At 65.9% G+C, this 9,272-nt stretch carries 15 protein-coding genes; 6 read left to right on the top strand and 9 right to left on the bottom strand.

Annotation, left to right across the window (positions count from 1 at the left end; all coding sequences use genetic code 11):
• Nucleotides 1-17: 17 nt before the first annotated feature.
• The 6 genes from ACFQT0_RS29735 to ACFQT0_RS29760 all read left to right on the top strand — a co-directional run bounded on the left by ACFQT0_RS29735 (nucleotide 18) and on the right by ACFQT0_RS29760 (nucleotide 2,795).
• Nucleotides 18-269 carry a hypothetical protein gene (locus tag ACFQT0_RS29735; RefSeq protein WP_380207016.1) on the top strand — a complete coding sequence of 84 codons (252 nt, stop codon included), beginning with the start codon at nucleotides 18-20 and terminating at the stop codon, nucleotides 267-269.
• A 23-nt stretch (nucleotides 270-292) separates the two neighbouring features.
• A complete protein-coding gene (locus ACFQT0_RS29740) occupies nucleotides 293-787 on the top strand; it encodes an MFS transporter (RefSeq protein WP_380207018.1) in 495 nt (164 codons plus the stop codon).
• Nucleotides 736-1,173 (top strand): MFS transporter, encoded by a 438-nt coding sequence (locus ACFQT0_RS29745; protein WP_380207020.1) that lies wholly within the window; start codon nucleotides 736-738, stop codon nucleotides 1,171-1,173. Before ACFQT0_RS29740 ends, ACFQT0_RS29745 begins: the two co-directional genes overlap by 52 nt.
• Before the next feature lie 503 nt (nucleotides 1,174-1,676).
• Complete coding sequence (locus ACFQT0_RS29750; protein WP_380207022.1) at nucleotides 1,677-2,120, top strand: NAD(P)/FAD-dependent oxidoreductase; 444 nt, start codon at nucleotides 1,677-1,679, stop codon at nucleotides 2,118-2,120.
• The gene (locus tag ACFQT0_RS29755; protein WP_380207024.1) at nucleotides 2,011-2,574 is read left to right on the top strand and encodes a hypothetical protein; all 564 of its coding nucleotides are present in this window, start codon (nucleotides 2,011-2,013) and stop codon (nucleotides 2,572-2,574) included. The genes ACFQT0_RS29750 and ACFQT0_RS29755 overlap by 110 nt, the downstream gene beginning before the upstream one ends.
• Nucleotides 2,547-2,795 carry a hypothetical protein gene (locus tag ACFQT0_RS29760; protein ID WP_380207026.1) on the top strand — a complete coding sequence of 83 codons (249 nt, stop codon included), beginning with the start codon at nucleotides 2,547-2,549 and terminating at the stop codon, nucleotides 2,793-2,795. Before ACFQT0_RS29755 ends, ACFQT0_RS29760 begins: the two co-directional genes overlap by 28 nt.
• 124 nt (nucleotides 2,796-2,919) lie before the next feature.
• Here ACFQT0_RS29760 and ACFQT0_RS29765 read toward each other — a convergent pair whose 3' ends face one another.
• The 9 genes from ACFQT0_RS29765 to ACFQT0_RS29805 all read right to left on the bottom strand — a co-directional run bounded on the left by ACFQT0_RS29765 (nucleotide 2,920) and on the right by ACFQT0_RS29805 (nucleotide 9,270).
• Nucleotides 2,920-3,048 carry a hypothetical protein gene (locus tag ACFQT0_RS29765; RefSeq protein WP_380207028.1) on the bottom strand — a complete coding sequence of 43 codons (129 nt, stop codon included), beginning with the start codon at nucleotides 3,046-3,048 and terminating at the stop codon, nucleotides 2,920-2,922.
• Nucleotides 3,036-4,037, bottom strand: a complete 1,002-nt coding sequence (locus ACFQT0_RS29770) for an ABC transporter permease (RefSeq protein ID WP_380207030.1) — start codon at nucleotides 4,035-4,037, stop codon at nucleotides 3,036-3,038. The genes ACFQT0_RS29765 and ACFQT0_RS29770 overlap by 13 nt, the downstream gene beginning before the upstream one ends.
• A gap of 127 nt (nucleotides 4,038-4,164) precedes the next feature.
• A complete protein-coding gene (locus ACFQT0_RS29775) occupies nucleotides 4,165-4,884 on the bottom strand; it encodes an ABC transporter permease (RefSeq protein WP_380207031.1) in 720 nt (239 codons plus the stop codon).
• On the bottom strand, nucleotides 4,881-5,276 hold the full coding sequence (locus ACFQT0_RS29780; RefSeq protein WP_380207033.1) for an ABC transporter permease: 396 nt from the start codon (nucleotides 5,274-5,276) through the stop codon (nucleotides 4,881-4,883). The genes ACFQT0_RS29775 and ACFQT0_RS29780 overlap by 4 nt, the downstream gene beginning before the upstream one ends.
• Nucleotides 5,277-5,283: 7 nt before the next feature.
• A complete protein-coding gene (locus ACFQT0_RS29785) occupies nucleotides 5,284-6,066 on the bottom strand; it encodes an ABC transporter ATP-binding protein (RefSeq protein WP_380207035.1) in 783 nt (260 codons plus the stop codon).
• Nucleotides 6,063-7,016 carry an ABC transporter ATP-binding protein gene (locus ACFQT0_RS29790; RefSeq protein WP_380207037.1) on the bottom strand — a complete coding sequence of 318 codons (954 nt, stop codon included), beginning with the start codon at nucleotides 7,014-7,016 and terminating at the stop codon, nucleotides 6,063-6,065. The genes ACFQT0_RS29785 and ACFQT0_RS29790 overlap by 4 nt, the downstream gene beginning before the upstream one ends.
• 118 nt (nucleotides 7,017-7,134) lie before the next feature.
• Nucleotides 7,135-7,659 carry an HlyD family secretion protein gene (locus tag ACFQT0_RS29795; RefSeq protein WP_380207039.1) on the bottom strand — a complete coding sequence of 175 codons (525 nt, stop codon included), beginning with the start codon at nucleotides 7,657-7,659 and terminating at the stop codon, nucleotides 7,135-7,137.
• Between the two features lie 196 nt (nucleotides 7,660-7,855).
• On the bottom strand, nucleotides 7,856-8,860 hold the full coding sequence (locus ACFQT0_RS29800) for a hypothetical protein (RefSeq protein ID WP_380207040.1): 1,005 nt from the start codon (nucleotides 8,858-8,860) through the stop codon (nucleotides 7,856-7,858).
• Nucleotides 8,851-9,270 (bottom strand): hypothetical protein, encoded by a 420-nt coding sequence (locus tag ACFQT0_RS29805; protein WP_380207041.1) that lies wholly within the window; start codon nucleotides 9,268-9,270, stop codon nucleotides 8,851-8,853. The genes ACFQT0_RS29800 and ACFQT0_RS29805 overlap by 10 nt, the downstream gene beginning before the upstream one ends.
• Between the last annotated feature and the right edge of the window lie 2 nt (nucleotides 9,271-9,272).

Here is a 9,272-nt window from a genome sequence, read left to right on the forward strand (position 1 = left end):
CCCATTCCATTCTTTTCATGAGCACTCCTCAACTTGGTTTGCGCGAAAACTGGCGGCAGTTCAGCCTGCTGGTTCTGGTCAATGCCTTTGTGGGCGGCATGGTGGGGCTGGAGCGCAGCATACTGCCCCGGCTGGCGGAGCAGGAGTTTCACCTGGTGGCTCGCTCGGCCATTCTCTCTTTTATCGTGGTTTTCGGCCTCACCAAGGCCGTGGCCAATTACTACGCCGGGGCCTGGGCGAATCAGATTGGGCGAAAAACCTGTTGCTAATCGGTTGGCTATTTGGCCTTCCCGTGCCGCTGCTGTTGCTCTGGGCGCCGAGCTGGGGCTGGGTGATTGCCGCTAATGTGCTGCTGGGCCTCAACCAGGGCTTGGCCTGGTCGAGCACGGTGGTCATGAAAATTGACCTCGTCGGTCCCCGGCAGCGCGGCCTGGCCATGGGCCTGAACGAGTCGGCCGGCTACCTAGCCGTGGCCGCCACGGCCTTTGCCTCGGGCTGGCTGGCCACCGAGTACGGCCTGCGCCCCTACCCTTTTTACCTGGGCATCGGCATCGCCGTACTGGGGCTGCTGAGCTCGCTGGGGGTGCGCGACACCCGCCACCACGTCGCGCTGGAGGCTGCGCAGCTTCCGGCCGCTCCGGCCGGGCCGCCCTCTCGTTTTGGGACGTTACCTGGCGCCAGCCCAACCTGGGCTCGGTCACACAAGCCGGCCTGGTTAATAACCTCAACGACGGCATGGTCTGGGGCCTGCTGCCGATGCTGCTGGGCAGCAAGGGCTTTACGCTGACGCAGATTGGCACCGTGGCCGCGGTGTACCCGGCCGTGTGGGGGTTGGGCCAACTTATCACCGGCCCGCTGGCCGACCGACTGTGCAAGAAAGACCTGCTATTCTGGGGCATGCTGCTGCAGGGCGTGGTGCTGCTGGCCATGCTGTTCACCGATGCCTACCCCGCCTTTCTGCTGCTGGCGGCCCTGCTGGGGGCGGGCACGGCCCTGGTGTATCCCACGTTTCTGGCGGCCGTAGCCGAGTACGCCCCGCTCCCGCAGCGGGCGCACAGCGTGGGCATCTTCCGCTTCTGGCGCGACGCGGGCTACGCCATCGGCGCCCTGCTCACCGGCCTGCTGGCCGATGCCTTTGGCTTAGCGACGGCACTGGCCGCCATTGGGGGCTGACGGTGGTTTCGGCACTGGTTATTCAGCGCCGCATGTACTGCCCGCCCGTGACCGATACGAGGGCCCGCGCCGGCAGCTGCCCCGGCCGGCGCCGTTCGGCTTGGTATGAGCCGGCTGCTATTTGCCGCACAACATCAAGCTGGGAGGCGGCCATTCGTGTAGAGAAAGTCTTCTTTAAAGGCCCCGCTCCTGAGGGAAGCTTTCTTGCTTCCGGAGTTGCCTAAATACTGTTCCCCAACACTTTATGTTAGGCGTTGGCGGAGCTAACAACCTATTGGCGACAAAGCGGGAGGAAACTAATTGGTGAGAGAACTCAAGTTACATGAATAAGTGTTCACGTGTTAATACGTTCATGCGTGCCTTGCGCTCACTCCCTCACTAACCCCTCCCGACCATGACTGCATCTCCTGTTTCCCGGCACCATCAGCTGCTCGTGGTGGGCGGCGGCAACGCGGGCCTTTCGCTCGCGGCCCAGCCTGCTGCGGGCCGACCACCGCCTCGACGTGGCCATCCTCGAACCCTCAGCCAAGCACCACTACCAGCCGGCCTGGACGCTGGTGGGCGGCGGGGCCTACGACATCAAAGACACCGAGCGCGCCGAGGCGGACTACATCCCCAAGGGCGCCAAATGGCTGCAGGACGCGGCGGCCAGCTTCGAGCCCGATGCCAATACCGTGGTCACCGCGAGCGGCCAGCGCCTGAGCTACGACTACCTTGTCGTCTGCACAGGCATCCAGCTGGACTGGGACAAGATTAAAGGCGCGAAGGAGGCGCTGGGCACAAACGGCGTGTGCTCGAACTACGGCTACGAGCCTGGCCCCGTATACCTGGGAGTGCGTGAAGAACTTCAAGGGCGGCACGGCCCTGTTTTCGGCCCCCAACACGCCCATCAAGTGCGGCGGGGCGCCGCAGAAAATCATGTACCTGGCCAGCGACTACTGGCGTAAGCACGGCGTGCTGGACAAGGCTAACGTGCGGCTCACCTCCGGCGGCAGCGTCATCTTCGGGGTGAAGTCCTTTGCCGATGCCCTGCAAAAGGTGGTCAACCGCTACGGCATCAAAACCGACTTTCTGCACAACCTCAAGGAAATCCGCGGGGAGCAGCAGGAGGCGGTGTACGACGTTTATAAAGACGGCCAGGTGGTGGGCGAGGAAACCTTGAAATTTGATCTGCTGCACGTGGTACCACCCATGAGCGCCCCGGATTTTATCAAGAACAGCCCGCTGGCCGTACCCGGCAACCCCTGGGCTGGGTCGACGTGGACAAGCACACGCTGCAGCACGTGCGCTACGCCAACATCTTCGGCCTGGGCGACGCCACCTCCACGCCCAATGCCAAAACCGGGGCGGCCGTGCGCAAGCAGGTACCCGTGGTGGTCAAAAACCTGTTGTCGCTGCTGAAAAGCAAGGTGCTGGCCCCCGACAACGCCTACAACGGCTATGGCTCCTGCCCGCTCATCACGGGCTACGGCAAGCTCATTCTGGCCGAGTTCGACTACGACAACAAGCCCACGCCCACCTTCCCCTTCGACCAGACCAAGGAGCGGTTTTCCATGTGGCTGCTCAAGCGCTACGGCCTGCCGTGGATGTACTGGAACAAGATTCTGACGGGCAAGGCCTAAGCGCCGGCTCCCTGGTCGTGCACCCGCACGATACGTTCGTGGTGTAATCCGCTGCGATTGAGCTGGCTGGGCTTTTTGGATGCGGCGACGCGGGATAAAAGCCTGCCAAATGCACCGGGGACCCCTACCCCGACGTTTTGCGATAGCGCCACACGGCCAGCGAATTAACGGCGCCGGCCAGCAACAGCAGGGCGCCCACCTGGCCTGCCACGTCGCGTGCGGTGCTGCCCTTGAGCAGAATCATACGCGACACCTGGATGATGTAGGCCAGGGGTTGAGCCGGTCCAGGGCCTGCGCCCAGGCCGGCATGTACTCGATGGGCGTGAACAAACCGCTGAGCAGCACGAATATGATGAGAAAGAAAAAGGCCACGAACAGCGCCTGCTGCTGGGTCTGGCTGCTGGCCGAAATGAGCAGGCCCATGCCCAGCGGCACGGTCAGGTACAGGGCCGTGATGGCGTACAGCAGCGGCAGGCTGCCCACCAGCGGCACCTGAAACACGAAGCGCGCCAGCAGCAGCCCCACGCTGAGCTGGTAGAAGCCCACCAGCCAGAACGGCAGCAGCTTGCCCAGCATGAACTGCCACTTGCGGATGGGCGTGACGTTGAGCTGCTCGATGGTGCCCAGCTCCTTCTCGCGCACGATGTTGAGCGTGGCCAGAAACATGACAATCAGCGTCATAATCTGATAAATCAGCCCTGGCACCATCAGGGTCTTGTAGTTCAGGTGCGGGTTGTACCAGTAGGCGGGCACCACTTCCAGGCCGCCGCGCCCGGCCAGGGCGGCCTGCACCGTGGCGGGCCGGGCCTCGTCCTGGTAGGCCTGCACGATGCTGGCCGCGTAGCTACCAGCCAACCCGGCCTTCACGCTGTTGAGGGCATTGACCAGCAGCTGCACCCCGGCCCGGCGCTCGCGCACCAGGGCCCGCTCGAAGTGGCGCGGCACCACCAGCACCAGGTCGGCCCGGTCGCGTAGCAGGTCCTGCTCGGCCTCGCGCACGGAGGCGCGCACGGCCACCAGCCGGAAGTAGGGCGTGTACTGAAACTTATCAATAAGCCGCTGGGCAGCCGGGCTGTGGTCATGGTTCACGACCACCAGGTTGAGGTTGCGGATTTCGTAGTTGGCCGCATTGGCGAGCACCAGCAGCTGCACCACCGGGGCCAGCAGCAGCAGGAGCAGCAGGGTGCGGTTGCGGCGCAACTGGTGAAATTCCTTTTCGAGCAGAAACCAAACGGTGCGCATAGGGCAATGGGTGAATGGGTGAATGAGGCAATGAGGGAATGGAGTTGTCGAAGCAGTTCGTCGAAGGTTCGTGGCGTGCACAAGAGCGAATCACTCATTCGCTCATTCACCCATTCACTCATTAATTTCACTCCAGCCGGTTTTTTAGCGAGCCGAAGGCCAGCAGCAGCAGCCCAGCAGCCAGGGCCATAAGGGTGGCGGTTTCGCGCCACAGGTCGCGCAGCCCCTGGCCCTTAATCATGATGCCCTTCAGAATGCTGATGTAGTAGCGGGCCGGAATCAGGTGCGACACCGCCCGCAGGGGCGCGGGCATGCTTTCGAGCGGGAACAGGAAGCCGCTCAGCATCACGGTGGGCAGTAGCAAACTCAGAATGGAGAAAAGCATGGCCCCCTGCTGCGTGCTCGAGCGGGTAGATATGAACACGCCCAGCGCCAAAGCCACGAAGATGTAAAGCAGGGTTTCGAGCAGCAGCAGCGCCAGGCTGCCCCGCAGCGGCATGCCGAGCACCCACACGCCCAAACCCAGAATCACGAGGGCATTGACGAAGGAAAGCAAGAAGTAGGGCACTATTTTGCCCAGGATGACGGGCCCCTGCCGCATGGGCGACACGAGCAGCACCTCCATAGTCCCGGTTTCCTTTTCGCGGGCAATGGTGATGCTGGTGAGCATGGCCGACACGAGCAGCAGAATCAAGGCCATGGTGCCCGGCACGAAGGTGAAGGACGCCTCCAGGCTGGGGTTGAAGTACAGCCGGGTCACGGCCTCCACTTGCGGGCCGGCCGCGCCGGGAGCCGGGGCGAGCTCCTGCCGGGCGTAGTCGCGCACGATGCTAGTAGCGTAGGTCACCAGGCTCGTGGCGGTGTTCTGGTCCGAGGCATCGGCCACGGCTGCACCTGCGCGTGGCCCAGGTGGTCGAGGTCCTGCGAAAATCCCACCGGAAACACCACCGCCAGCTTCACTTGCCCCTGGCGGAAGGCGGCTTCCACCTCCCGGTAGGAGTTCAGGTAGTGGCGCAGGCCAAAATAGCCCGACGAGAGCAGCCGCGCCTGCACCTGGCGGGCGTGAGGACCTTTGTCGAAATCGAGAATGGCCACGTCGGCATTCTTGATTTCGTTCGTCAGCGCGAAGCCGAACAGCGTGACCAGGGCCACCGGCATGCCGAAGAGAATGAGCAGGGTGCGCCGGTCCCGGAAAATGTGGTAGAACTCCTTGCGCACGAACATGATGAATGCTTTCATAGCGGGCTCATTCGCGGTTTTTGGCACCCCGGGCCAGGTGGAGGAATACGTCGTTCATGGTGGCCGCCCCAAACTGCTGCTTCAGCCCGGCCGGCGTGCCCAGGGCATCCAGGCGGCCATCGACCATGATGGATACCCGGTCGCAGTACTCGGCTTCGTCGAGGTAGTGGGTGGTGATGAAGACGGTGACACCCCGCGCGGCCGTTTCGTAAATCAGGTCCCAGAACTGGCGGCGCGTGATGGGGTCCACGCCGCCCGTGGGCTCGTCGAGAAACACCACGGCCGGGTCGTGGAGCAGAGCCACGGAAAAGGCGAGCTTCTGTTTCCAGCCCAGCGGCAGGCTGCCCACCAGCGTGTCGCGCTCGGTCGCCAGGCCCAGCCGGCCCAGCAGCTCCCCGGTTTTGGCCCGAATGGCGGCCGTGCGCAGCCCGTACACGCCGCCGTAGAAGCGGATGTTTTCGCGCACGGTGAGGTCTTCGTAGAGGGAAAACTTCTGGCTCATGTAGCCGATGCGCCGCTTGATGGCCTCCGGCTCGCGGCGCACGTCGAAGCCCGCCACTGTGGCCGCGCCGCCCGTGGGCGTGAGCAGGCCGCAGAGCATGCGCATGGCCGTGGTTTTGCCGGCCCCGTTGGCCCCCAGAAAGCCGAATATCTCGCCGGCCTCCACCTGAAAGCTGATGCCGTCGACGGCCGTGAACGCCCCGAAGGACTTGCTCAGCCCCTCGGCCCAAATGACCGGTAGGGCCGCCGCGCCAGCCACTGGCGCCCGGGTTGCTTCGGCCTGGCTCATGGGGCGGCGGGGGCAATGGCGGCCGGGCGGGTGCCCAGCAGCTCCATGAACGTGTCTTCGATGGTGGGCATCAGCCGGCGCACCTGCACCCCGGCGTGGCCCGCTCGGGCTAGGTAGCCGCGCAGTTCTGCTTCGGCCGCGGCGGGCGGGGCGGGCCGCAAACTCAGGTGAACCTCCTCTCCGAAGGCGTAGGCTGTGCGCGTGTCGGGGTAAGCCCGCAGGCTGAGCAGCAGCGGGTACAGGCCGCCGCGGGCCCGTACCGCGTACAGCGGCCCCGGGTAGGCGGCCTGCAGCGCGGCCGGCGTATCCACGCGCAGCACCTGCCCTTCCTGCATCAGGGCCACCCGCTCGCAGCGGGCGGCCTCGTCCATGTAGGGCGTCGAGACGAGGATGGTGATGCCCCGGGCCTTGAGCTGCGCCAACACCTGCCAGAACTCCTGCCGCGACACCGCGTCCACACCCGTGGTGGGCTCGTCGAGCAGCAGCACTTCGGGCTTGTGAATCAGGGCGCAGCACAAAGCCAGCTTCTGCTTCATGCCGCCCGAGAGCGCCCCGGCCCGGCGGTCCCGGAAGGGCGCCAGCGGCTCGTAGATGTCCCGAATCAACTCGTAGTTGGCAGGTACCGTGGTGCGGAACAGGGCCGCGAAAAAGTCCAGGTTTTCCGCCACCGTAAGGTCCTGGTACAGCGAGAACCGGCCCGGCATATAGCCCAGCAGCTCCCGAATGGCCCGCATGCCCTGGCGCGTGCGCGTGTCGTGGCCGGCCACGGTGGCCGTACCCGCGTCGGGCAGCAGCAGCGTCGCCAGAATGCGGAAAAGGGTGGTTTTGCCCGCCCCATCGGGCCCGATAAGACCAAACAGTTCCCCGCGCGGCACACGCAGGCTCACGTCGCGCACCGCCCGCACGGGTCCGTAGCTTTTGCTGATGTGGTCAAGTACAAGGGCGTCCATGGTGGGAAAAGCAAAAGAAGAAGCGGGTGCTGCCGAGCTTAAAACCGTACGTCGGCCGGCATGCCGATTTTCAGGCTGCCGTCGTTGGGCACGGCGATTTTCAGGGCGTACACGAGGCTCACCCGGTCTTCCTTGGTCTGCACAACTTTAGGGTGAATTCCGATTTGCTGGATACCCACTGCACCCGGCCGGGGTACTCGCGCTGCCCGCCGGCGGGCGCATCCACCAACACCTTCACCGCCTGCCCCAGCTTCACGCGGGTAAGCTGGTCGCCGGCGGCGTAGGCGCGCAGCACCAGCTGCCGGGTATCGCCGATTTTGTACAGGGGCTGGCCGTAGCTCACCACCTCGCTGGGCTCCACGTACACCGTGAGCACGGTGCCGGCCACGGGGTTCACCACACGGCAGCGCCGCAGCTGGTCGTCGAGCTGGCGCAGCTGCACCCGCAGCGGGGCTGCCTGGGCGGCGGTGCCCCGGGCCTGGGTACCCAGGGTGGCGCGCTGGGCGGCGGCCTGCTTGCGCGCCACCGCAATCTGGTAGTCCAGGTCGTCGAGCCGCTTGGCGGGCACGGCATCGGCGCTCACCAGGTTCAGCACCCGCTGCCGCTCGCGCCGCAGGTTGGCCGTTTGCTGCTCCAGGGCCACGAGCCTGGGCGGGCACGTCGGGGGTCTGGGCGCGCACGGCCTGAACGCTTTCGAGCAGCTGCTCGCGGCGCAGAAACAAGGGCAGCGTATCCACCAGGCCCACTACCCGGCCCGCCGGCAGGCTCGTCGCCTTCTCTCACTGCCAAACGCAGCAGCGGGCCAGCCTGCCTGTGCGGCCACCACGTACTCCGTGGTTTCAAAGTTGCCCGAAGCATCGAAGTCGGGGGCGGGTGGCTGGCAGCCGCTGAGCAGAGCCGGCAGCAGGGGCAGGAGCAGCGTAAACAAGGCGGGGCGCATAGCTTGAGTAGCGTAAAAGGTTAAGGTTGAGGGGCCGCAGTGGCGGCTCCTGCGCGGTGAGCAGGGCCGCCTGGGCTTGCAGCAGCTGCAGGCGGTGCAGCTGCAGGTTGAGCCGGGCTTGGTTGAGCTGGCTCGCATCGGCGAAGTAGTCGGCAAAGCCGATGATGCCGTTGGCCAGCTGCACGGCCGCCGTGGCCCGTATCCGTTCGCGCAGCTCAATCAGTTCCTGGTCGGTGGCCAGCTGGCTGCGGTAGCGGTCAATAGCGGCTTGCTGGCCGGCCAGGGCCAGGCGCTGGCTCTGTTCGAAAAGCTGCTCCTGCACGGCCACGGTTTCTGTGCCCAGCCGCAGCAGCTCCCGGTCCTGATGGCGGGTGCTGTAGCCGCTCAGAGCCCAGTTTAGCCGCAGACCGCCGAGGCCGTAGGCGTGCAGGTCGTTGCGAAAAAGTTTAGCCCCGGCCGGCCGTAGCCCGCCTGCCCGAAGGCACTCAGGCGCGGGGCCAGCCGGGCGTTGAGCAGGCGGACCTGCCCGGCGAGCTGGGCGCGCTGCCCCTTGTACAGCGCCCACTCGGGCCGGGCGGGGGCCGGGGGCAGCGCTACGGGGAGCTCCAGCACAGCATCCGGCGGCACCGCGCGGCCCAGCAGCACGCCGAGCCTGGGCCAGCAGCTGGCCGCGGGTGAGGGCCAGGCTCGCGCACTGCTGGTCCAGGCTCAGGGTTTCGGCATCCAGGCGGGCCAGGTCCTGCCCCGTGGCCGTGCCGTAGCGCCGGCGGGCGGCCAGGGCCGTGCGCCGCGTGCGCAGGTCGGCGCGCAGGCTTTGGCGCAGGCGAGTGGTTTCGTCGGCTAGCAGCACCCCGAAAAACAGGCTTTCCACCTGTTCCCGCACCCGGTACAGGCTCACTTCCACTTGCTGATTGCTAGTCTGGCGGCCGAGTTCTTCAAGCTCCTGCTGCCGGCGGGTGAGGCCCCGTCGTAGAGGTTCTGGCTCAGGTCCAGGGAGAGGCGGTACTGGTCGCGTGCGATAGCGGGCAGGGCCCGCCCCGGCAGCTCGAGCGGCACGCGGGTGACCTCGCTCTGGTAGCTGGCCTGGCCGCCGAGGGCCACTTGCGGGAGCTGCTCCAGGGTTTTCAGCCGGGCCACGCTGATTGCAGCCTGCTGGTCGTGCAGGGCCAGGCGGCGCAGCAGCGGGTAGTGCTGCCGGGCCTCCTCGTAGCAGGCCGCCAGCGTGAGGGGCGGCCCGCCGGCGGGCGCGGGCTGGGCCAGCACCCCGCGGGCCAAAAGCAGCAGGGCCAGCAGGATGCCTCGGGACTTATCCATGC

Source organism: Hymenobacter humi, assembly GCF_042665855.1.
GTDB classification, from domain to species: Bacteria; Bacteroidota; Bacteroidia; order Cytophagales; family Hymenobacteraceae; genus Hymenobacter; species Hymenobacter humi.

Excerpts from the sequence above, each read along its gene's own strand:
- ACFQT0_RS29735 (WP_380207016.1), top strand. The coding sequence starts at position 18 with ATGAGCACTCCTCAACTTGGTTTGCGCGAAAACTGGCGGCAGTTCAGC.
- ACFQT0_RS29745 (WP_380207020.1), top strand. The coding sequence starts at position 736 with ATGGTCTGGGGCCTGCTGCCGATGCTGCTGGGCAGCAAGGGCTTTACG.
- ACFQT0_RS29770 (WP_380207030.1), bottom strand. The coding sequence starts at position 4,037 with ATGCGCACCGTTTGGTTTCTGCTCGAAAAGGAATTTCACCAGTTGCGC.
- ACFQT0_RS29780 (WP_380207033.1), bottom strand. The coding sequence starts at position 5,276 with ATGAAAGCATTCATCATGTTCGTGCGCAAGGAGTTCTACCACATTTTC.
- ACFQT0_RS29785 (WP_380207035.1), bottom strand. The coding sequence starts at position 6,066 with ATGAGCCAGGCCGAAGCAACCCGGGCGCCAGTGGCTGGCGCGGCGGCC.
- ACFQT0_RS29790 (WP_380207037.1), bottom strand. The coding sequence starts at position 7,016 with ATGGACGCCCTTGTACTTGACCACATCAGCAAAAGCTACGGACCCGTG.
- ACFQT0_RS29805 (WP_380207041.1), bottom strand. The coding sequence starts at position 9,270 with ATGGATAAGTCCCGAGGCATCCTGCTGGCCCTGCTGCTTTTGGCCCGC.